Raw genomic sequence first — 22609 nt, 5'->3', positions numbered from 1 at the left:
GAGGACATGGATCGTTTCGTTCCCCCTCTGGCGGCTGTTTGCGGGGAGATCCGGCCTGTGCTGGCGGGCGTAGCCTCTATTTTAAGGACACCAGATCGCGCGGCCTCAGCTGAAGCTCAAAACCCATGAAGACCATCATCGAGCCGTTTCGCATCAAATCCGTTGAGCCCATTCGCATGAGCACCCGCCAGGAGCGGGAGCGTTGGATCGCCGAGGCCCACTACAACCTGTTCGCCCTGGATGCCGAGCGCGTGCTCATCGATCTCCTGACGGACTCCGGCACGGCCGCCATGAGCGCGCGCCAGTGGGCCGCCATGATGCAGGGCGATGAGTCCTACGCCGGAAGCCCCTCCTTTGATCGTTTCGAAGCGGCCGTGCGCCGGCTTATGCCCTTTCGTTTCATCATCCCCACGCATCAGGGCCGGGCCGCGGAAAAGATCCTCTTCTCCATCCTCGGGGGGCCCGGTAAGATCATCCCGAGCAACACGCACTTTGACACCACCCGGGCCAACATCGAATTCACCGGGGCCGAAGCCGTGGACCTGCCGATACCCGAGGCCCTGCAGCCGCAGCTGGAGCACCCGTTTAAGGGCAACATGGACGTGGAAAGGCTTGAGGAGCTATTGCGGCGTCTGGGCCCGCAGCGCGTGCCCCTGTGTATGCTCACGGTTACGAACAACTCCGGCGGCGGGCAGCCCGTCTCGATGGCCAACATCCAGGCCACGGCCGAGGTGTGCCGCCGTTACGGGGTCCCCTTGTTTATCGACGCCTGCCGGTTTGCCGAAAACGCCTACTTTATCAAGCTGCGCGAGCCCGGTTACGCGGACAAGTCCGTCTTGGAGATCGTGCGCCAGATGTTCTCCTATGCCGACGGCTGTACGATGTCGGCCAAAAAAGACGGGCTAGCCAACATCGGCGGCTGGCTTGCCCTCAACGATGAGGCGTGGGCCCAGCAGGCGCGGACCCTGCTTATCCTAACCGAGGGCTTCCCCACCTATGGGGGCCTGGCCGGCCGGGACCTGGAGGCCATTGCGGTGGGCCTGGAGGAGGTGATCGAAGAAGATTACCTGCGCTACCGGATCGCCTCCACGCAGTACGTGGGCCGGCATCTCATGGAGGCGGGTGTGCCGATCGTGCGGCCCGTCGGCGGACACGCGGTGTATTTGGATGCGCGCGCCATCTTGCCCCACATCCCTCCTTTGCAGTATCCGGGTCAGGTGCTCGCCGTGGAGCTGTACGTGCACGGCGGGGTGCGGGGCTGCGAGATCGGCACGGTCATGTTCGGCCGGCAGCCGGATGGCTCCGAGAAGGCGGCGCCCATGGATTTGGTCCGCCTGGCCATTCCCCGGCGCGTCTACACGCAGAGCCACATGGACTACGTGATCGAGGTTGTGCGCGAGGTCTACGCCCATCGGCAGCGGTTGCGCGGCATGCGCATCACCTGGGAACCACCCGTGCTGCGCCACTTTACGGCGCGCTTTGCGTATCGGGACTAGGGTCCCCTTCTGAGGGGTCGGATCCCAAGATGGGCACGTCTTGTATCAGCACCTGCTGTGCGATGGCCTTGCCCGTTGGCGTGGTGGCCAATCCCCCGAGGGCTGTCTCCTTGTAACGCGCATCCATGGCCTGTCCAAGCTCGGCCAGCACATCGACCACTTCGTCGACCGGGATCACGCTCGGCACCCCGGCCAGGGCCATCTCCGCCGCGGCAAACCCCACAAGGGCCCCTGAGGCGTTGCGCACCACGCAGGGCACCTCTACGAGCCCGGCTACGGGATCGCAGATGAGCCCCAGCAGGCACTGCAGGGCGATCGCCACGGCGTTGCCGATCTGCTCTGCGCTTCCCCCCAACAGGTACACAACGGCCCCCGCCCCCATGGCGGCCGCGGATCCGGTCTCGGCCTGGCATCCGGCCACAGCCCCCGCGATCCCGGCCCGACGCTCGATGATGAGCGCGATCCCGGCCGCCACAAGCAGCCCATCCAGGATGCGCCTTCGGGGGATGTTGTGCTCCTGCATGAGCACCGTCAGCATAGCCGGCAGGATCCCCGAGGAGCCCGCCGTGGGCGCGGCCACGATGCGGCCCATGCAGGCGTTGACCTCCTTAGCCGCTAGCGCCCGAGCGATAACGGCCGTCACCTGCGGACCCAGAATGGACACACGGGAGCGGGCCACGCGCTTGCCCCAGTCTCCGAGGAGGCCGCTTCGGGAGCGCATCTGCTGCTCGAGGCCTTTTTGCACCGCCTCCTCCATGACCCCCAAGGCCCGATCCAGCCGCGCGTAGATCTCTTCCCGGCTGCGCCCCTTGAGCTCCATTTCGTAGCGGACCATGGATTCGGCCAGGTCGATGCCCTCTCGTTCGCAGTAGACGAACCATTCGCGAAAGCGCTCAAATACCGGCATAGGTGGGGCCTACTACGCTTCGGCGTTCCAGCTGGCTAGCTCGGCTTTGAGGAGATCGATCTTCGCCACAGGCGTCGGATCGACCTCGTAAAGGAGCGCTAGATAATAGCTCGTCCAGTCTCCTAGATAAATAAGCCCCAGCATGCGGGCCAGTCGGCCCTGTCCTTCCGCGTACAGATCATGAACCGAGGCGGCGTGGGGCTGTATGAGGCGACGCGTGATGCGCATGCGCTGCCGAACGCGGGGGTGATCCTCCGGATCGTGCAAGAACACGACGGCCATCTGCCGAAGCAGCTCGGGCAGGTTCTGCCAGCCTACGATCTCGTTATGGTTCATCTCCGGCAACACGTGCCCGTAGGCCAGGACCTTGGCGTTTTCCGCTAGCTGCCCTCGCCAGCGCAAGGCCACGGCCTCCATGGGGCCGTGCCCGGCGTAGAGGATCGGCAGCTTACCGAAAAGGGCTTGGGCCAGGCGCACGGCGGGGTTGTGTTCGGAGGCGTGCGCGTATCGGGCTAGATGGGCTTCCAGCAGCTGAGCCGTTTCGGCGATTTCCGTGTGCGGGTCCGCACAAAGTCCGGCCCGCCAGGCCGCATGCAGAAGCGGGGCGAATAGGTAAGCCAGGGCCGTGCGAGGCGGTCTGCCCGGCGGAATGCGCACGAGCCGATGGCCGTACCGGGCGGCCAGCTCGGCCGCCCGACCGCCAGAGCTGACCACCAGCACCTGCGCCCCTTGGGCGACGGCCTGCTCGTAGGCGGAGAGCGTCTCCTCGGTCTGCCCGGAGTAGCTGCAGACGAGCACCAGCGTATGCGGGCCGACAAAAGTCGGCACGCTGTAATGTCGACACACCAGAATCGGCGCCGGCGCGCGATCGCGCAAGTACGCGCGCAATAGATCCCCCCCAATGGCGGATCCCCCCATGCCCGCCACGAGCACCTGATGTACGGGCCGGCTCGGAAGCCAATCGGCCAACGCCTCGGTGGCCAGCGCGTGCGCTTCGGACCAGTCCTCCGGAAACCGGCATAAGATGCCGTGCATGTTGTGCTGGTCAACCGACATGGCTTTATTCCGCTTTGTGGGCGCAGAGGTGAAGCAAAAAAGCCGGTTTTATCGGGGAATGTCAACCGACTTCGGGGCCGCCTGCCTGGCGCTGCGGCCCCGAGAGACCGTTTATAGCTCTTCTTCGTTTTTGCGGAATTGGATGCGCCGGTACTGGCGCACGTTCTTATGGATGGCCTGCCGGGTGAGGCCGATACGTCGGCCGATGTCGGACTGGTTGCGAATGCCGGGGATGCCGATGAATCCATCCACAAGACCCGTTACGTAGCGCTGGCGCAGCTCTTGTAGATCCATGAAGCCGAGCACCTTGGCGATGTCGAGTCGTTCTAGTTTATCCTTACAGCGCTCATAGGCGGCGTATTTGCGCTCGTAATCCCGAATCGCCCCCAGCTCCCGATATAGCTGCAGGGCGGCGCGGTAGTACTCCAGGGCCAGGCCAAAATAGCCCATCGCCTCGTAGAGATCGGCCAAATTGGCTAGCGTGGTGGCCTCCATAAGCCGATCCCCCAGTTCGCGGGCCAGCGTATAGGCGCGTTTTAGGTAATCCTCGGCCTCATCAAAGCGGTTTTCGTCCTGAAAGCAGACCCCTTTATTGTTGAAGATGAAGACAAATCGGCGGCGCAGCCCATGACGTTTGGCCAGGTTGTAAGCTCGGCTGTAGGCCTCCTGAGCCTGCTCGAAATTGTGCTCGGCCCGGTAGGTATTGCCGATGTTGGTCATCACCCGAACCATCCAGTCGTATTCGTGTAGCTCGCGGAAAAGCAAATACGCCCTCTCGAATTGCTCGCGCGCCCCGGCGCTGTCGCCATGCAGCCGCAGCAGGGCCGAGCCGTAGCGCACCAGCCAGATGGCCCGTTCCAAGTCGGTTTGAACCGGAATCCGATTGAGCAGGTCAAAGACTTTGGGATCTTTGAGTCGCAAGTACGCATTGGCCATCTCCAGCTCGATGCGCACACGCGAGCTCCTCTCGTGCTCGGGAAGTTGTTCTAACGCCTGACGGCAGAGCAGGAGCGCTTCCGATAGCTCTCCAGACTCGATGCGGCGTTCCACTTCTTCCAGAAAGGCCGCGAGGTTTTTGGCTGCAAGTAGGGTTGCTTCCATGACCTCCCCTTACCCGACGCCCCCATCAATTTATGCATTCCGCGTATGCGTTACCAAAGTAATATTTTTTGCCCCTACCAGGGGCAGCGCTTTTGCGTTCCATCTCCGGGCCCCGCTGCGCGGACGCACTAGGTGTCGTCCACGTCGTCGCCGCCGCGCACCTGATGGGTCTGCTGTTCTGGGCCAAGCAGCTCGACGGCGCAACCGACGTAGCCGGCTGCCAGCGCCAGCAGTAGGCTGAGAAGCAGAGCTTTGCGCATCGGGCCACCTCCTATATTGGTTTGGGGGGTGCTGGGATCGCTTCGCGTCCAGAAGGTTTAGGCTGAACGGCCATAAGCTTCAGGCCGAGGCGTATGGCTGAAGTGTTCGACCAGGCTTCGCACGTAGCGGGCCTCAAGCTCTTCGGGGGATAGAAGCCCTACGATTGCGGCCACGTTCAAGGCGTCGAGCGCCTGTTGGCAGCGCACCAGTCCGGAGCGGGCCTGGGCGTACAGCTCCTGAGCTCCCTGGCGAGCGAACAAGATCAGGGCGCACTCGTAGTAGGGGATGGCTAGCCCATAGTAGCGCATGCGCTCATGATACAAGCGCGCCAAGTGATACAGGCTTAACGCTTGGGCCCATTCTTCGCCCATCTCCTGCGCTAGGCTCAGGGACTCTTGCAGGTAACGCTCCGCCTCCTGCAAGCCCCCCAGATGCTGTAGGCTAACCCCCACGTTATGAGTCAGTACCTGAAGCCAAGGGCGGAAGCCCTCCTGACGAGCTATGCTAAGGGCATGTTGGTAGTACATGGCGGCTGTAGCATAGTCGCGCTGCGCATAAGCCGTGCGGCCCAGCCCGTCGAGCGTCAACACCAGCCAGGGGGGCCTGCGCAGGTGGCGCAGCACCGTATAGGCTCGTTCGTAGGCGTAAAAGCCGGGCTTGGGCCCTATACGTCGCTCTTGCAGACGGGCTTCCAGCCACAACCGAACGCCGCGATCCTGAATCGATCCGGCCGGCGCGGCCTCCAAAGCCAGCACGGCCTCTTCGTATAGTCCCAGCTCGAGGGCGCAAAAAATGCGCAGCTGCGCCACCTCGGCCTCCGTTGACGGCTCTGGCTTATAAGAGGCGGCGTGCTGATGCAGCGCCCCCCAGTCCCGCAAGTCCGCCTGCTCAAGCCCGGTGGCAAGTCCGGGCCAGAGCGCGCCGAGCGGAGCATGTCGGATTGTGGTGTCGACGGAAAAGGGCGCCTCGGGGGTGTTGTTTTTTCTGGGTTGAGCCATGTAGCGTTTCCCTGGTGGGTTGGCCAAAGGAGCGCACAAGCGTCGTACCAATTGCCTTTTTGCGTCCGGTGAACCGCTCCGCGTATATTCGCGAGACCCGGGCGGATCGAAACGTAACGGTTCGCGTCCGTTTTGGTAACGGAACAGGGGTGTCCATCCATGGGCTTGATGAGTCGCTTGCGGGACAACACCCATCTGATTTTGTGGACCCTGGTGATCGCCTTTGGCCTGATTTGGGTGATGACCGACGCCGGCCTCTTTGAGGCTCTGGGCACCCAGCGCACCCACGTGGGCGAGGTCGACGGTCATCCGATCACGTATCAGGAATACACCGAAACCGTGGATCGATACCTGCAGGCCTATCAGCAGCAGACGGGCGAAGGCGCCTCCCCTCAGATGGTGGAGCTTTACCGGGATATGGCCTGGCAGAGCCTGACAAACGACATCCTGCGTCGGGAGCTCTCCCGTCGGCTGGGCCTGCGCGTGAGCGAAAGCGAAATCTTGGAGCTCGTCGTAGGCGAAAACCCCGATCCTTTCATCCAGCAACAATTCGCCGGTCCGGACGGCCGTATCGACCGCAACGCGTTGCTGGCGGCCATTCGCGCCCCGGAGACCCGCGAGGGCTGGTTGCAGGTTGAGGACTATCTGCGCCGCAAACGGGAGGCGGAAAAGCTGGAACAGCTCATAGCCTCCATTGCGCGCGTAAGCGAAGGGGAGATCCGTTACCGCTACTATCTGGAGCGCAAGACGGTCGACATAGAGTACGTAATGCTATCGTATGCGAGCATTCCGGAGTCCGAGCTCAAGCTCACCGACGGGGATCTGCGGCGCTACTATAGCGCGCACCGCGGGGAGTACCGGGTTCCGGCCGCCTATACGATCGAATATGTGCTGTTTTCGAAAAAGCCCACGCGACAGGACACGCTGCGCACGATCGAGGAGCTGGCCCAGCTGAAGAACGATTTTGCGCAAACGCAAAACGACTCGCTTTTCCTGGTCCAACACGGCAGCCTAAGCCCGTATTCGCGCGCCTTTGTCAAGCTTTCGGAGCTGGCCGAGCCCCTGGCCAACGCCATAGAGCGGGCGCGCCCAGGGGAGGTCGTAGGTCCCCTCAACGACGGGACGTTGGTGCATGTGGTGAAGGTCCTCGAGACCCGGACAGCCCAAGAGCCGGTCGTGCGGGCTCGGCACATCTTGATTGCGTTTGGAACCGACAAGGCCGAGGCGCGGCGCAAGGCCGAGTCCGTGCTCGCTCGGCTTCGCGCCGGAGAGGATTTCGCCGCTGTGGCGCGGGAGGTCTCCCAGGATCCCGGATCGGCCTCCCGAGGCGGGGATCTGGGCTGGTTCGGCAGAGGACGGATGGTAAAAGAGTTCGAGGAAGCCGCTTTCGGGGCGCGCCCCGGGCAGCTTCTGGGGCCCGTGGAGACGAGCTTCGGCTATCACATCATTCGCGTCGAGGGCCGCAGCACCGCGGAGTACCGGATCGCGGATCTGAGCCGCCGCATCGAGGCGGACCCCACCACGACGGTGGCCCGGGTGCAAGAATCGGCCGAGGACTTCCGCTACTTCGCCCGCGAGTCCGGTTTCGACCAGGAGGCGCAGCGGCGGGGCCTGCAGGTGCAGACCTTTGATTTGACCGAAGAGAGCCGGTTTGTGCCGGGCGTTGGAGTGGCGGGGCCCCTACTGCACTTCGCCAAATCCGCCAAAATTGGGGAAATCAGCCCTCCGATCGAGATGGACGAATCCTTTGTCGTGGCGCGCCTGAAAAGCCGCCGCCCCGAGGGGTATCGACCCTATGAAGAGGTCAAAGAGGCCATCCGAGCCCAAGTGCTGCAGGAGGAGCGCCGCAAGTTGGCCCTAGAGCGGCTCCGCAAGGCCGCCGAAGCGCACAAGGATCTGGCCGCGGTGGCTCAGGCCCTTTCGGTGTCTGTACAGACGGCCCAGGGGCTTTCCCTGCAAAACCCCGTGTTGCCGGCGGTGGGATCGGAGCCTGTCCTGATAGCTGCGGCCCTGGGGCTGCGTACAGGCCAAATCTCGCCTGTGCTGGCCGGTCAGCAGGGGGCTTATCTACTGCGCGCGGTGCGGGTAACAGAACCGGATCTGCGCGCCATACCGGCTGCGGATCGGCAGCGCATCCGCGAGGCGTTGCTCTCCCAGAAGCGCTCCCAGCTCATGGGGCAATGGCTGCAAGAGCTGCGCAAGCGGGCCAAGATCGAAGACCGCCGTCATCTGTTCTTGCGCCCCTCTTGAGCCGGGGTTCGGACGCATTCGGTTTTCCCTCCAAGCCCGCCTCTTGATGGAGGTGGGCTGTCGCGTTCTCTGGGGATAAAGCGAAGAGGCGATCGGCAAGATCAGTATGTCGACGGGGACGCAGCAGGGCATCCGGATCTCGGGGGCGCGGGAGCACAACCTGAAGAACATCTCCCTGGTGCTGCCCCGCTACCGGCTAATCGTATTTACGGGCCTTTCTGGAAGCGGCAAAAGCTCCCTGGCCTTCGATACGCTTTACGCCGAGGGCCAACGCCGGTATCTGGAGACCTTTAGCCCGTATGCGCGGCAGTTTTTGGGTGTGCTAGAACGTCCGGACGTGGACCAGATCGAGGGCCTCAGTCCGGTGATCGCCATCGAGCAGCGAACAACCGGCTACACCCCTCGTTCCACGGTCGGCACCGTTACGGAGATTTACGATTTTCTGCGGCTTCTATTCGCCCGCTTAGGGGAGGCCTTCTGCTATCAATGCGGCCAACGCATGCGGCAGCTAAGCGATGAGGAGATCGTGCTGCAGCTGCGGGCCCTGCCCTGCGGGGTTATGCTGGAGATGTTGGCTCCGCTTGTGCGGGGCCGCAAGGGCCACTATCGGGAGCTGTTTGAACGGCTGCTCCAGCAGGGCTTTACGCGGGTGCGCATCGACGGGCAGATCCGCGAGCTGAGCTCGGGCCTGCAGGTGGACCGCTACAGAACGCATACAATCGAGGTTGTTGTCGATCGACTTCGGGTCGATCCCCACGAGAAGGTCCGGCTGCGCGAGTCCGTGCAGCTGGCCTTGGAGCTGGGGAGGGGATCCCTTATCGTGCGCCGCCTCGATACGCAGGAGGAGTTTTTCTTAAGCCGGCACCTGAGCTGCCCGCAGTGCGGGATCGCCTATCCGGAGCTGGCCCCGCATAGTTTTTCGTTCAACTCTGCGCACGGAGCCTGCCCCGAATGCCAGGGGCTCGGAGAGACGCTGCGGGCCGATCCGGACCGGATCATCCCGGATCCGCGCAAGAGCATCTTGCAGGGCGGACTGGCCCCAATCGGCAAGCCCGCCCCAGGCGACTGGTTTCGACGCGCCCTAACGTTTCTGGGCCAGCGTTTTGGTTTTGCCCTCGATACCCCGCTAGAGGAGCTTTCCGAAGAGGCCCGATCCGTTCTGCTTTGGGGGCGGACAAGCCGGGAGGAGCCCGTTGTGTTGGAGCTTGAAGAGGGGGGCCGTCCTTACCGAATTCGCTTTGAGGGGCTTGCCGCCTACATCGAAAACGTCCGAGAACGGGCCTCAAGCGAGACCCAGCGCGAGTGGGCCGAATCGTTTATGCGCCCGCAGAGGTGCCGCGCCTGCGGCGGGGGGCGGCTGCGGCCCGAAAGCCTTTCCGTACGCATAGACGGCCTTAACATCGCCGATATGAGCCGTATGGACGCGGCCGCGCTCCGGGAGCGACTCCGAGGGCTACCAGAGCGTTGGGGCGCGCGCCAGCAGGCTATCGGCCAGCCCATTTTGCGGGAGATCTCGAGCCGACTGGAGTTCCTTCAGGAGGTGGGACTCGGGTATCTGAGTCTAGATCGCCCTATGCATACGCTCTCCGGCGGAGAGGCCCAGCGCGTGCGCCTGGCTAGGCAGATCGGCACGCAACTAGTGGACGTGCTCTACATTCTGGATGAGCCTTCTATTGGGCTCCATCCCCGGGACAACCAGCGTCTCATCGCCTCCTTACGACGGCTTCGCGATCTGGGCAACACGGTCGTGGTCGTCGAACACGACCGGGACACGATCGAAGCGGCCGATTGCGTAATCGACCTGGGGCCGGGTGCGGGCGAACAGGGCGGACAGGTGGTGGCCGTGGGCCCGCCGCAAGCGCTCGATGGCCCTTCGCTAACGGCGGCTTATCTGCGCGGGGAGCGCTACATCCCGATCCCACCGCAGCGACGCACGGGCAACGGGCGTTTTCTAGTGCTGCATGGCGCCCGGGGGCACAACCTCAAAAATCTCACCGTGCGCTTTCCCCTGGGAACCCTGATCTGCGTAACGGGGGTGAGCGGATCGGGCAAGTCCACGCTCGTCAACGAGACTCTGTATCCGGCCCTGGCGCGTCACTACCATCGGGCCGCGCTTGGGGCGCTTCAGTACGATCGGATCGAGGGGCTGGAGCACCTCGATAAGGTGATCGCGATCGATCAGAGCCCGATCGGCCGCAACCCCCGATCGAATCCGGCCACCTACACGGGTCTTTTTACCTTGATTCGAGACCTGTTTGCCCAGCTGCCGGAGTCTCGGATCCGGGGCTACGCGCCGGGCCGCTTTTCTTTTAACGTTCCGGGCGGCCGTTGTGAGGCCTGCGAGGGGGCCGGGATCAAGCGCATCGAGATGGCGTTTTTGCCGGACGTGCACGTGCGCTGCGAGCTCTGCGGAGGGCGACGGTACAACCGGGAGACGCTGGAGGTCCGCTACCGGGGGCGTTCGATTGCGGATGTACTGGAGATGAACGTCTCCGAGGCGCTCACCTTCTTTGGGTCCGTGCCCGCGATCGCGCGCCGGCTTCGCGTGTTGGAACAGGTGGGCTTGGGCTACATACGGCTCGGGCAGCCCGCCACGACCCTCTCCGGCGGGGAGGCGCAGCGGATCAAACTGGCCGCGGAATTGAGCCGTCCGGGGACGGGGCGCACGCTTTACATTCTGGATGAGCCTACGACCGGGCTGCACTTTGAGGACGTGCGCCTGCTGCTGCTGGTGCTGCAGGCTCTGGTCGATCGGGGCAACACGGTGCTCGTTATCGAGCACAACCCGGAGGTCATCAAGGTCGCCGATTGGATCATCGATCTGGGTCCTGAGGGCGGAGAGGCCGGCGGGCGTCTTGTGGCCGAAGGCCCCCCGGAGGTCGTGGCGGCCTGTCCGGAAAGCCACACAGGCCGGTTTTTGCGCGTAGAGCTCGAGCGCGGGGTGCGGGAACCGTGGCCGAAATGGGATATCCCGGCAGGCGGCGTTCTGCAGAAACCGTAACGAGCCCATCTATTGCGTAGTCCTCTGAACGGTCTAGATGGGGACACCATGTGCGCGGTTGCGCCTCAGCTTCCCTGGGCCGATTGGCTGGTGCGCCTGCGGCGTCACCTGCACCGAAATCCGGAGGTGGGCTTCGAGGAGCGCGAGACGGCCGTCTTTATCGAAGAGCAACTGCGCGCCTTGGGCCTTAGCCCTCGCCGCGTGGCCGGAACGGGGGTGGTAGTCGAGCTCTTTGGCCGCGGGCCGGGGCCGCTTCGGGCTTACCGCTCCGACATCGACGCCCTTCCCGTAGCGGACGCCAAGACGGCCCCCTACGCCTCATCCCGGGCCGGCGTAGCCCATTTGTGCGGGCACGATGCGCACGTGGCCATCGCCCTGGGGGTGGTGCGCTATCTGCTGGAGCGCTCCGATTGGTCGGGGTCTATTCGGGTGTTCTTTCAGCCCGCCGAGGAGCCCACGCCCAGCGGGGCGCTGCAGATGGTGCAAGCCGGCGTCATGGAGGGGGTGGAGGCGATCTACGCCGTGCACGTAGATCCGACCCTGCCCGTGGGGGCTTTCGGTTTCCGGGTGGGTGCTCTGAGCGCTGCCACCGACGTCGTGCGGCTTCTAGTGCGCGGACCCCGCACGGTGCACGCCTCGCGTCCTCATGAGGCGCCGGATCCCGTCTGGGTGGCCGTGCAGATCGCGCAGGCCTGCTATGGGCTGGCCGGCCGCGTGCACGACGCCCGGCAGCCGGCCGTCTGGGCTCTGACGTATCTGCGCGCCGGAACGGCCCTGAACGTGATCCCTGATGTTGTGGAGCTTGCGGGCACGTTGCGCACTACGGATCCCGAAGATCGGGAACGCTGGCATCGGGCTCTGGCTCAGATCGCACACGCCTTGGCCAAGGCCAGCGGCGTCGAATGCCTGCTGGAAATCCAGCGCGGATCTCCCCCCGTTTGCAACGACAAGCGCCTTGTGGAGCATGCGCGCCGTCTTGCCCGAGCCCTGTTCGGCCCCGAGGCTGTCCGGGAGATCGAACGCCCCAGCATGTGGGGGGAGGATTTCTCCCGCTATCTGGAGCACGCGCCCGGGGCCATGATCCGCGTGGGGACCTGCGGAAGCCCGCAGAGCTGCTTTGAGCTGCACGACAGCCGATTCGACGTAGACGAGCGGGCCCTGCCCCTGGCCGTGGTGCTGATGGGGGAGGTGCTGCGTCAGTGGCCTCCGGAGGGCTGGAGCTCATGCGACTCGTAGCGGTCCTGTTCGCGCTTCATCTGCTTGGGCCCGCTATCCTGAAGGCTCAGGTGGTTCGGGACGACTTCGAAGACGGCGACCTCACCCGGAATCCCGCCTGGATGGGCACGCTTGAGCGCTTTCGGATCGTCCGGGAATCCGAGGGAAACCGGCTGCGCAGCCAGGGTCGCCCGATGGCCGACACGTTGTATCTGGCCACCCGTTCGCCGATCGCCTACGGCTCCTGGAGCATCTGGATGCGCATAAGCGGCGTGAACTTGAGCACGGCCAACGGGGTGCGCTGGTACCTCATGGCCGATCAAGCGGAGCTCAAGGAGCCGCTTCGCGGCTACTACGTGCAAATCGGGACCACGAATGCCGATGATCTGCGCCTGGTGCGCCAGGAGGGGGCGCGCCGGCTTGAGCTGCTGCGCACGCCTGCGCTGTGGAGCGGCACCGAGCACCTGTTCTTGTTGCGCGTAGAGCGCCGCCTAGATGGCTCCTGGTGGCTCGAAGTCAACGGTCTGCGATATGGACCCGTACGGGACACAGCCTTAAGCCACAGCAGCTACCTGGGGATCTGGGTGAAGCACAGCGCCACGACGGGCGCGGCCTACGGTTTCGATGACGTGGAGGCCGTCTGGGGGGACGGCGCCAAACCCGATGAGCGCCCCTTTGCGCTGGTCGGCGCCTGGGTCGTTGCGGCAGAGGAGCTGCGGGTGCGCTATAGCCACCCGGTGGAAGTGAGCTCGGCCGAACGGCCCGCGGCCTATGTGCTCGAACCCGGCCCGATTCGGGCTTCTTGGGTGAGCCTAATGTCCGGCGGGCAGGAGGCCCTGTTGCGCCTGGAGAGGCCGCTCGAGAGCGGTCGGCCCTACACGCTGCGCGTTCAGGGCGTGCGCGACGGCTTCGGCCGTTTGCTGGCGCGCGCCGAACTTGAGGTGCGCTACTGGGATCCGAACGACGCCGAACCGGGCGCATTGCGCATCACCGAGGTGCTCTATGAACCCCTGGCCGGACAGCCCGAATACGTGGAGTTTTACCACGCTGGAACGCGTCCGCTTTCGCTGCAGGGTTGGACCTGGCATCGCCGGCCGGACGCTCGAGGGCGCGTGGTGCGCCACGTGCTCAGCTCTGAGCCCCTTGTGCTGGAGCCGGGCCAATTTCTGGTCCTCACCGCCGATACGCTTTCGGCCTCCGAAAGCCGGCTGGTGCGCTTCTTCGGTTTACCGGATCCCCGCACGGCGCGCCTTGTGATCAAGCGCGCTCAGGATTTGGGGCTGTCCAACGACGGCGACGCGATCGTGCTGCGCCGTCCCGACGGAACCTTGATCGATAGCCTCTACTATGAGCCCAGCTGGCATCATCCGGCCCTTTATGATCGGCGCGGCCGCGCGTTGGAAAGGCGCCATGTGCGCAGGCCCACCACGGATCCGAGCAACTGGGCCACTAGCGCCGACCCCTTGGGCGGAACGCCGGGAAGGCCCAACACCGTAAGCGCGCCGGATTCGCAACCGGGGCACAAGGGCCTCTGGGCGGAGCCCAACCCGTTTTCTCCGGACGGAGACGGACACGAAGAATATGCGCTGCTGCGTTATCGGCTTAGAAGAGCCGAACCGGCCTTCGCGCGGGTGCGCATTTTCGACCTTCGCGGCCGCCTGATTCGGGAGCTCGTCCCGGCCGGCGCGCTCGTTCCCCCTGAGGGCTATTGGGTCTGGGACGGCCACGACCACGCTCGCTCGCCTGTGCCAACGGGTCCCTACGTGGTGCTCCTGGAGGCCAGTTATCTGGATCCACCCCGCACCGAGACCTATCGAGCCGTTTTGGTGCTGGTGCGCGGTCGGGGGCGATAGGCCTATGCACCTGCATCCTGAAAGCCCCATCGGGGTGTTCGATTCCGGCATCGGGGGCCTGACCGTGATGCGGGCCCTCATGGATCGGCTGCCCTTTGAGCATCTGCTCTACTTCGGCGACACCGCGCGCGTGCCCTACGGGGTGAAGTCCGTGGAGACGATCGCCCATTATGCGACCCAAATCGCGAGCTTTCTGCTCGAACGGGGCGTCAAGTTGCTCGTAGTGGCCTGCAACACGATCGCCGCGGTGGCCTATTCCGTACTGGATGAGCTCTCCCCTGTTCCCGTTCTGGACGTGATCGAGGCCGGAGCCCGCATGGCCGTGGCCGTTACGCGCACAAAGCGGGTGGCCGTAATCGGCACACCGGCCACGGTAAACAGCAACGCCTACGCGCGTGCCATACACAGCCTGGATCCCGAGGTGCGGCTTTTTTCGCAGGCCTGTCCGCTCTTTGTGCCTCTGGTCGAGGAGGGATGGCTGGATCACCCGGTGACCCGCATGGTCGCCCAGGAATACCTGCGGCCCGTGCTGGCGGCGCGCGTCGACACGCTCGTGCTCGGGTGCACGCATTACCCGTTGCTAAAGCCCCTGCTGCAGGAGGTAATGGGGCCAGAGGTGCAACTGGTCGATTCCGCGGAGGCGATGGCCGAGCGCGTCGCCGGGCTGCTGCAGGAAATGCGCCTGCTTAACCCCTCCCGCCATCCGCCCCGATATGAGTTCTACGTAACGGACGTGCCGCTTCGGTTCCGCACGCTTGGGGAACGCTTCCTAGGCCGCGTGCTGCCCAACGTGCACCTGGTGCGCTGGTAAAGCCCGGGAACCGCAGATCCCCCCGGAGGCATTATAGGCCTGGAGGGTACTTCGGGAAGAACGCCATGAGACCGGTAGGGGGATTGCATCACGTAACGGCCATCTCGGGCCCGGCCCAGGAGAACCTGGATTTTTATGTGGGGATCCTGGGGCTGCGCCTGGTCAAGCGCAGCGTAAACCAGGATGATCCCGGCGTGTATCATTTGTTCTATGCGGACGCAGAGGGCCACCCGGGAACGGAGCTCACCTTTTTCCCTTGGCAGGATATGCCCCCGGGGCGGCTGGGTGCGGGTTTGAGCGTGGAAGTGGCCCTGGCTGTGCCCCCTGGAGCGCTAGCCTATTGGCAGGAGCGCTTGCATCGTTATGGAGTGGCCACCGAGGCCCCACAAGAGCGCTTTGGCGAGCGCGAACTGCCCTTCTCCGATCCGCACGGGCTGCGCTTAGCGCTAGTGGAGGCGGCCTCTGTTGCGGAGCGCCCCTTTAACCCCTGGCTCGAAAGCCCTGTGCCTGCGGCATGGCAGATCCGAGGCCTGCATGCGGCGCGCATCTGGGTGCGCACGCTAGAACCCACGGCCCGGCTGCTGGTGGAGGGCTTCGGCTTTGAGCGCTCGGCCAGCGATGGCGCCTGGATGCGGTTTCGTTCCCCTGAAGATCCAGCAGGAGGGTACTTGGACGTGCAGGTTCGGCCCGAAGCGGCTTCGGGCCGTTGGGGGGTGGGCACGGTGCATCATCTGGCCTGGCGCGTGGTGGACGCGGCCCATCAGGAGGCGGTGCGGGAGCGCTTGCTCTTGTCGGGGCTTTCGCCCACCCCGCCGATCGATCGGTTCTGGTTTCGGTCCGTGTACTTTCGCGAACCCGGCGGTGTGCTTTTCGAGTTGGCCACGGATGGTCCGGGTTTTGCTATAGACGAGGATCCCGATCATCTTGGGGAGCGCTTGATTCTGCCCCCTTGGTTGGAGCCCCGGCGAAAATGGATTGAATCCTTGCTGCCCCCTCTACGCTATCCTCCGGCGGAAGTAGCCCCATGAAGCCCCTACACCTCGAAAGCCCCACTTTGCGCCGCCCCGCACCCCCGGGACAGCGGTACATAGATACCTTCCCCATATACGACATTACCCCGAATCGGCCCCGCTTCGATCCGAGCAGCTACCGGCTGCGCATTTGGGGCGCCTGCGATAATCCTTTTGAGCTCAGCTGGGAGGCGTTCAAGGGGCTACCTCGTGTGGAGGTGGTGGCCGACTTTCATTGCGTTACGGGTTGGTCCAAGCGGGCGCTGCGCTGGGAAGGGGTACCCGTTCGGCTCATTTTAGAGCGCGCCCAGCCCTGGCCGGGAGCCGTGCAGGTGATGGCCCATGGGCTAGAGGGGTATACTACGAACGTGCCCTTGGAGTATCTGTGGGAGGAAGATGCGCTGCTGGCCGACACGCTCAATGGCGCCCCCCTAAGCCCCGAGCACGGCGCTCCGGTGCGGCTTTTGGTGCCGCAGCTATACGCCTGGAAGAGCGCCAAATACCTCTGCGGCCTGGAGCTGCAGACGGAGATGCAGGCCGGTTTCTGGGAGGAGCGGGGCTATCACCTGATCGGCGACCCGTGGCAGGAGCAGCGCTATGGGGAGCCCCTTGAACGCGTGCGCTCTGCGTGGCGGCAGCGAATTAGCCGCCTGGAGCGGCCCAGCAAGGGTCAATAGAGCTTGCCGCGCTTGCCTAGATAGTGCAATAGGGCCACGTCGTAAGGCGTAGCCGTGTCCAGCTCGACAAAATCGATGCGGTTTTCGCGGCAGCGCCGCCGAAAGGCCTCCAGAAAGCCCTCCATCGCCTCCTGATAGGCGCGCCGCAACGCGCCCGGCTCCAACGCGATCGTCTCGCCCGTTTCCATGTCCTCAAAGATCACGGGCTGATGGGGAAACTCCAGCCGGCGCTCGGTTGCCGCCTCCAGAACGTGAAACAAGATCACCTCGTGCTTGCGGTAGCGCAGATGGCGCAGTGCGGCCCAAAGTGAGTCGGGGTCGTCTTCTAGCAGGTCTGTGATCACGATCACGAGGCTTCGACGTCGAAGCCGTTCGGCCACTTCGTGTAACGCGGCGGCGGCCGCGGTCCGCCGGCGCTCCTCTGGGGGTGCCTCTCGAAGCAGCGCCTCCAGCCGGCTCAGGAGCAAACGTCGATAGCCGGGGGCCGAGCGGGCCGGAAGCCACCCGTGAATCGCCTCATCAAAGAGCACCAGCCCCGCCGCATCCCGCTGCAGGAGCATCAGATAATGCAGGGCGGCGGCTACGTGAACCCCATAGGCGAGTTTAGAGAGCGCCGCGCGCTGCCGATAGCGCATCGAGCTGCTCGTATCCAGCACCACGTAGGCGCGCACGTTGGTCTCTTCCAAGTACTGCTTGACGTAGAAGCGGTCGGATTTACCGTACACCTTCCAGTCCACGTAGCGCAGTTCATCGCCCGGATGATAGGCCCGATGTTCGGCGAATTCGACCGAAAAGCCATGATAGGGGCTGCGATGCAGGCCTGTGATGAAGCCCTCAACGATCAGACGCGCCCGAAGCTCAAAGCTTTTGATGCGGCTCGCTAAGCGCGGGTTCAATATGGCGCGCGCATCATCGCTCATGGGGTTGAGTCCGATAGCCCCGGAATCGTTTGCAATAAACTATCAAGCGATTTACCCAGCGTGCGCAGCTCAAAGCGCACGCCAGAGGCCAAGTCGCTATCCGGGTACCGAGCCAGAAAGGCCTCGTATACTCTGCGAGCCCGGGCGGTGTCACCTAAGGCGTTATGGGCCAGGTAGCCGATCATAAACAGGGCGTTTTCCGCCTGAGGCGAGTGGGGATAGCGTTCCAGTAAGCGTTCATGTAGGCCGATGGCCTCTGCTGGGCGATCTAATAGCCCCCCATAGAGCTGGGCAGCCAAGAACAGCATTTCGGGGGCTCGAGCATGTTGGGGGTAGCGCTCAACGAAGGCCATCGCCTCACGCGCCAAAGAGTCGGCCACTCCGCGATCCGCGGGCCGCTCGGAGAGCGCCACGCGCAGGGTCTCGATGCGCCGAAGGCGCTCTTCGGGTCCTGAGCAGCCTACCAGGGAGAGCAGCACGTGTGCGAGCAGCCCAAGACCGGCAATGCGGCGAAGCCGGGATATGTTTACCAGGGATCGCATCGGCGAGCTTGTTATCGGGAGCGAGTCTGTTGGATCCAGGTCTCTACGCGCTCTTCAAGGGTCGGAAGCGGGATGCTGCCGCCGCGTAGGACCACGTCATGAAAATCCCGCACGTCAAAACGGGGCCCCAAGGCCGCTTCGGCTCTGCGCCGCAGTTCTCGGATCTTGAGCTCCCCTATTTTGTAGGCCAAAGCCTGGCCTGGCCAGGCGATATAGCGGTCTACTTCCGTTTGCACTTCATGTCGGGATAGCGCGGTGTGTTCGGCCAGAAATGCGATGGCCTGCTCTCGACTCCATCCCATGGCGTGCAGGCCTGTGTCGACCACAAGCCGACAGGCGCGCCACATCTCGTAAGTTAACCTTCCAAACTCCCGGTATGGGTCGGCGTAAAAACCGACCTCTTTACCCAGGCGCTCGGCGTACAAGGCCCAGCCCTCGCCGAAAGCCGAAAAGCTGATCGAGCGCACAAACGGGTGCACCTGTGTCAGCTCCTGGCGGAGGGCGTACTGCAAGTGATGACCGGGCACGGCCTCATGCAAAGTGAGCGCCTCCAGCACGTACAAGGGGCGTCCGTTTAGCGGATACGGGTTGACCCAATAATAGCCTCCCTCCGTGCCTTCGGTTGGAGCGGGCACGTAGCGCCCCCCGGTGTAGCGGGGGGCAAGGTGCTCCGGCACAGGGGCCACGCCATAAGGCAGCCGGGGCAGGGAACGGACGTGAAACAGCCGCGGCAGGCGGCCATCCATCTGTTTGGCGATCCAGGCGGCTTCTTTGAGCAGCTCCTCTGGGGTGCGCGCGTAGAAACGGGGATCGGTGCGCAGAAATTCCAGAAACTCCGCAAAGGTCCCCTTAAAGCCCGTCTGCCGCATGACGGAATCCATCTCTGCCCGGATGCGGCGTACTTCTTCCAGACCGATTCGGTGTACTTCTTCAGGGCTCAAGGGTAAAGTAGTGTAGTAACGTACCAGGTGTGCATAATACTCTCGCCCTCCGGGCACGCTCGATATGCCGATGGTGCGTCGGGCTTTGGGGCGGTACTCCCGGGTAAAAAACTCCAAAAACAGCCGATATCCATACTGCACGGAATCCCGAATCACGCGTCGCGCTTCCGTCCGTAGCGCCTCTTGGCGTTCTGGCGGTACGGCGGCCGGGAAACGGCGAAAAGGCGCGAAAAAGACCGTCTGCTCAGGCTCAGGTCGCAGAAGCCCTTCGATGGTGACCTCATAGCCCTCCAGGATAGCGGCCGGAAGCGTTTGACCGCGGGCGATGCCTTCGCGCATAAGGGCGATGTGCTGGCGGACCCAATCCGGGAAGGCCCGCAGACGGGCTAGATACCAGATGTAATCCTGTTCGCGACGAAACGGCGTCCATTGGGGAAGCCGCGTAAAGGCGATGTGAAAGCCATCATCGGAGGTGATGGGAATCCGATAGGCGCCGAATCGGTGTTCGGCCCGCTCGTTTTCCAGCCAATGCCGCAGCACGTCGTAAGCAAGGCGCTCCTCGGCCGCTAGTTGGGCTCGATCGATCAGGGAAAGCTGCGCCCAGAAGCGATCCAGGGCACGCGCATAGCGCGCCAAGTCCTCCGGCCGCCGGCTGGGCAGCCGATCGGCTCCCAGCTCAAAACCCTGATAAGTGGCCAGAAGCGGATCCTCTCGTAACCGAAAGGCCCAAACGGAATCTAGAAGCGCGCGTAGTGGATCCGAAGACCCTCCTATCAGCCAAGCTAGGAAAACCCAGATCACCACGGCCAAACTCCTATGCTCACCGGGGTTACACGGATTACGTGCAATATCCAACCCCTCCATTCTAGCGGGCAAGCACGCCCTAGATTGCCCTTGATGTGAAGTTTTTGTATACTTGCAGCGCCTGCCGAACGGAGGTCGGCTGCCTGCCTAGGAGCGCATCCGTTCGTGTCTGGCAGCGCCGGCCTCTTGGGAGGCGGTGCAGCGCTAGCGGCTGGTGGATCGACCCTAGGGGATGTGAGCCAAGCGTTTCACTTCTGAACGTCTTCCGGCATCCCCCCTACCCTTCGTCTACCAGGACCGCGGTTGTATGGGTGGCGGCTCAAGAAGCCGTCAAAACATGCAATCTTAGACCCCGCCTAGAGGCGGGGGGTGCGAGCAAGGAGGGTAGCGATGCAAGCTCTCGGAAGACAAATCCTGGTCGAGTTCTATCAGTGCGACCCGGAGGTGTTGAACGACGAGCGCCGAATTCGCGCCATTTTACTCGAAGCCGTGCGCCAGTCGAAGGCCACCATTGTCGCGGATTCTTTTCATGCCTTCAGCCCTCACGGCGTCAGCGGCGTTGTCGTGATCGCAGAGTCGCACGTCGCCATACATACGTGGCCCGAATACGGGTACGCGGCGGTGGACATCTTCACCTGCGGGGAGACGATCGATCCCTGGGTGATCCAGCGTCATCTGCAACAGCAGTTTCAATCGCGCAGCGTATCCAGCATGGAGCTCAAGCGGGGGCTTTTCCCAGAGCCCGTGCGCCATAAGCCCGTAGAAGCGGCGCAAATGGCTTGAAGGAAACGCGCGCCGTTCGTTTGGGGGGCGGCTTCTTTCCGCCCCCCTGGTGTTTTTTCCCTTATGCCGGGGAAAAACCATGAGCACGGCGAAGTTTCATCAAATCCAGTACACCGAGTACTGGGAAGGTCGTACGGGGCAGACCTTCGGAGTCGAAGAGCTGCTTTACAGCCGGCGCAGCCCGTATCAACAGGTGCAGGTCTGGCAGACCGACGCCTTTGGGCGGATCCTCACCCTAGATGGGCTTGTGATGCTTACGGAACGCGATGAGTTCATCTACCATGAGATGATCAGTCACCCCGCGCTCTGCTTGCTAGAGGCTCCTCGTCGGGTGCTCGTCGTAGGAGGTGGGGATGGAGGAACGGTGCGGGAGGTGCTGCGGCATCCCGAGGTGGAGCAAGTGGATCTGGTCGAGATAGATGCCGCAGTCGTAGAGGCAGCGCGCGCTTTTTTCCCCAACCTCGCCTGCGCTTTCGATGATCCCCGATTGCGTCTGCATCTGGCCGACGGGGTGGCCTTCGCGCGCCAGGCTCCCTCGAGTTTTTACGACGTCGTCATCGTGGATTCGACAGATCCCATTGGCATCGCCGAAGGCCTATTCGGGGAGGCCTTTTATCGGGATGTGGCGCGGATTTTGGGCGCGGACGGGATTTTGGTGGCCCAGACGGAATCCCCGTTCGATCGTTTGTTCCAACATACGATTCGAGCCGCGCATGGGTTTTTGCGTGGGCTTTTTCCGATCGTGAGCATGTATTTGGCCTTCATCCCCTCTTATCCGACCGGCATGTGGTCGTTTACCTTAGCCAGCAAAAGCTTGCATCCGGTTCGCGATTTCGACTCCGAGCGCGTCCGGGCGCGCATCGCCTCTTTTGAGGCAGCGCTGCGATACTACAATCCCGACGTGCACATCGCCGCTTTTGCTTTGCCGAACTTTGTGCGCCAGCAGCTTGAGGCCTAAAGCCATCCTTGGGTCCGGTACCAGGCGATGGTCTGGGGTATGCCCTCCTCGATGTCCACCTGTTGCCGGTAGCCCAGCAGGCGGACGGCTTTCTCCGTAGAGCAGGTCCAGCGGGCTACCAGTTCGCGCGCTTTTTCCCGATTAAATGGGGGATAGAAGCCGAGGAGTCGGCTGATCCCCTCTATCAACGCCCCTGCGGGCACCACCAGGGCGCGCGGCACGCGCAGGGTCAGCGCACGCCGGCCCAGAGCCCGCAGCGTAACGTCGCGCAGCTCTTGCCAGCTGTAAAAGCGCTCGCTGGAGATGAAGAACACCTGTCGCAGTCCCTCAGGTCTTGTGGCGGCCAAATACAGCCCGCGCACCAGATCTTGAACGTGCACCAGACTCAACTCAGGCTCCTCTCCGGTCCCTATGATGGGTGCCACCCCAGTGGCCACCAGGCGAAAGAACGTGTAGATGTCCCGCTCCCGCGGCCCGTACACGGCCGGAGGACGCACGATCGTATAAGGCAGCTCCGCAAAACGCTCCCGAATGCGCGCCTCCATGAGCGCTTTGCTGCGTCCGTAGGCGCTTATGGGGCGCAGGGGGCTTTCTTCCGTTACGGGGCCGTTCAGGCTGGGCCCAACGGCGGCTTGGCTGCTCACAACCAGCACGCGCCGAATCGAAGGGTTGACGCGCCACACGAGCGCAAGCAACCGTTCCGTAGCCTCCACGTTGGCTCGGTACAGGGGCTCCCAGGTGGGCGCGCGCACAAGCCCGGCCACATGGAAGACGTACTCGACGTCGGCCAGGGTCTTCTCCAGGGCCGGATCCTCCATGTCGGTTGCGCGAACCAGCGTAACGGGAAGCCCCTCTAGCCATCGGGCCTGCCGTCGCACCAAGGCGCGCACCTCATAGCCCTGCTCAAGCAGGTACTCAACGAGGTGGCTGCCGATAAAACCCGTGCCTCCGGTTACGAAAGCCCGCATACGCCCAGGCAAAGATACATCGGGTTGGCAAATGGTCGCGTTCTCCTCTATTTTCAA

Annotated in this window: 19 protein-coding genes; 10 read left to right on the top strand and 9 right to left on the bottom strand. The window is 63.6% G+C overall.

Annotated elements, in window-relative coordinates; genetic code table 11:
• Positions 1-125: 125 nt before the first annotated feature.
• Positions 126-1496, top strand: a complete 1371-nt coding sequence (locus NZ993_08325) for a tryptophanase (GenBank protein ID MCS7155794.1) — start codon at positions 126-128, stop codon at positions 1494-1496.
• Here the strand turns inward: NZ993_08325 and sdaAA are convergent.
• From sdaAA to NZ993_08300, 5 genes are all read right to left on the bottom strand, one after another.
• Positions 1468-2403, bottom strand: coding sequence for an L-serine ammonia-lyase, iron-sulfur-dependent, subunit alpha (gene sdaAA / locus NZ993_08320; protein MCS7155793.1), 936 nt, complete (start codon positions 2401-2403; stop codon positions 1468-1470). The two genes, NZ993_08325 and sdaAA, sit on opposite strands and share 29 nt — an antisense overlap.
• A 12-nt stretch (positions 2404-2415) precedes the next feature.
• The gene (locus NZ993_08315; protein MCS7155792.1) at positions 2416-3459 is read right to left on the bottom strand and encodes a bifunctional phosphoglucose/phosphomannose isomerase; all 1044 of its coding nucleotides are present in this window, start codon (positions 3457-3459) and stop codon (positions 2416-2418) included.
• 111 nt (positions 3460-3570) lie between these two features.
• Positions 3571-4560 carry a tetratricopeptide repeat protein gene (locus tag NZ993_08310; GenBank protein ID MCS7155791.1) on the bottom strand — a complete coding sequence of 330 codons (990 nt, stop codon included), beginning with the start codon at positions 4558-4560 and terminating at the stop codon, positions 3571-3573.
• Positions 4561-4688: 128 nt separating this feature from the next.
• Entirely contained in the window at positions 4689-4820 is a 132-nt protein-coding gene (locus tag NZ993_08305) for a hypothetical protein (GenBank protein ID MCS7155790.1), read from the bottom strand.
• A 57-nt stretch (positions 4821-4877) separates the two neighbouring features.
• Positions 4878-5819 (bottom strand): tetratricopeptide repeat protein, encoded by a 942-nt coding sequence (locus tag NZ993_08300; GenBank protein MCS7155789.1) that lies wholly within the window; start codon positions 5817-5819, stop codon positions 4878-4880.
• A gap of 159 nt (positions 5820-5978) precedes the next feature.
• Here NZ993_08300 and NZ993_08295 point away from each other — a divergent pair, with 159 nt between their 5' ends.
• The 7 genes from NZ993_08295 (at position 5979) to NZ993_08265 (ending at position 16636) form a co-directional block, all read left to right on the top strand.
• Entirely contained in the window at positions 5979-8069 is a 2091-nt protein-coding gene (locus tag NZ993_08295; protein MCS7155788.1) for a peptidyl-prolyl cis-trans isomerase, read from the top strand.
• 106 nt (positions 8070-8175) lie between these two features.
• On the top strand, positions 8176-11070 hold the full coding sequence (gene uvrA / locus NZ993_08290) for an excinuclease ABC subunit UvrA (GenBank protein MCS7155787.1): 2895 nt from the start codon (positions 8176-8178) through the stop codon (positions 11068-11070).
• A gap of 48 nt (positions 11071-11118) precedes the next feature.
• Positions 11119-12306, top strand: coding sequence for an amidohydrolase (locus tag NZ993_08285; GenBank protein ID MCS7155786.1), 1188 nt, complete (start codon positions 11119-11121; stop codon positions 12304-12306).
• Positions 12294-14138, top strand: coding sequence for a lamin tail domain-containing protein (locus tag NZ993_08280; protein ID MCS7155785.1), 1845 nt, complete (start codon positions 12294-12296; stop codon positions 14136-14138). Before NZ993_08285 ends, NZ993_08280 begins: the two co-directional genes overlap by 13 nt.
• Before the next feature lie 4 nt (positions 14139-14142).
• Entirely contained in the window at positions 14143-14949 is an 807-nt protein-coding gene (gene murI / locus NZ993_08275; GenBank protein ID MCS7155784.1) for a glutamate racemase, read from the top strand.
• A gap of 65 nt (positions 14950-15014) precedes the next feature.
• Positions 15015-15977, top strand: coding sequence for a ring-cleaving dioxygenase (locus tag NZ993_08270; protein ID MCS7155783.1), 963 nt, complete (start codon positions 15015-15017; stop codon positions 15975-15977).
• Positions 15974-16636 carry a molybdopterin-dependent oxidoreductase gene (locus tag NZ993_08265; GenBank protein MCS7155782.1) on the top strand — a complete coding sequence of 221 codons (663 nt, stop codon included), beginning with the start codon at positions 15974-15976 and terminating at the stop codon, positions 16634-16636. The genes NZ993_08270 and NZ993_08265 overlap by 4 nt, the downstream gene beginning before the upstream one ends.
• Here NZ993_08265 and NZ993_08260 read toward each other — a convergent pair.
• The 3 genes from NZ993_08260 to NZ993_08250 are packed head-to-tail and all read right to left on the bottom strand — an operon-like array spanning position 16630 to position 19843.
• Positions 16630-17556 carry a DUF58 domain-containing protein gene (locus NZ993_08260; GenBank protein MCS7155781.1) on the bottom strand — a complete coding sequence of 309 codons (927 nt, stop codon included), beginning with the start codon at positions 17554-17556 and terminating at the stop codon, positions 16630-16632. The genes NZ993_08265 and NZ993_08260 overlap by 7 nt on opposite strands.
• Positions 17553-18098 carry a tetratricopeptide repeat protein gene (locus NZ993_08255; GenBank protein MCS7155780.1) on the bottom strand — a complete coding sequence of 182 codons (546 nt, stop codon included), beginning with the start codon at positions 18096-18098 and terminating at the stop codon, positions 17553-17555. Before NZ993_08255 ends, NZ993_08260 begins: the two co-directional genes overlap by 4 nt.
• An 11-nt stretch (positions 18099-18109) precedes the next feature.
• Entirely contained in the window at positions 18110-19843 is a 1734-nt protein-coding gene (locus NZ993_08250; GenBank protein ID MCS7155779.1) for a DUF885 domain-containing protein, read from the bottom strand.
• A 390-nt stretch (positions 19844-20233) separates the two neighbouring features.
• Between NZ993_08250 and speD the strand changes: the two genes are divergently transcribed.
• Complete coding sequence (gene speD / locus NZ993_08245) at positions 20234-20626, top strand: adenosylmethionine decarboxylase (GenBank protein MCS7155778.1); 393 nt, start codon at positions 20234-20236, stop codon at positions 20624-20626.
• A gap of 79 nt (positions 20627-20705) precedes the next feature.
• Positions 20706-21584 carry a polyamine aminopropyltransferase gene (gene speE / locus NZ993_08240; protein ID MCS7155777.1) on the top strand — a complete coding sequence of 293 codons (879 nt, stop codon included), beginning with the start codon at positions 20706-20708 and terminating at the stop codon, positions 21582-21584.
• Here the strand turns inward: speE and NZ993_08235 are convergent.
• Entirely contained in the window at positions 21581-22552 is a 972-nt protein-coding gene (locus NZ993_08235; GenBank protein ID MCS7155776.1) for an NAD-dependent epimerase/dehydratase family protein, read from the bottom strand. The genes speE and NZ993_08235 overlap by 4 nt on opposite strands.
• Between the last annotated feature and the right edge of the window lie 57 nt (positions 22553-22609).

It is taken from the genome of Bacteroidota bacterium, assembly GCA_025059945.1.
Lineage (GTDB): Bacteria > Bacteroidota > Rhodothermia > JANXDC01 > JANXDC01 > JANXDC01.
This window is presented reverse-complemented; position numbering and strand designations above follow the sequence as displayed.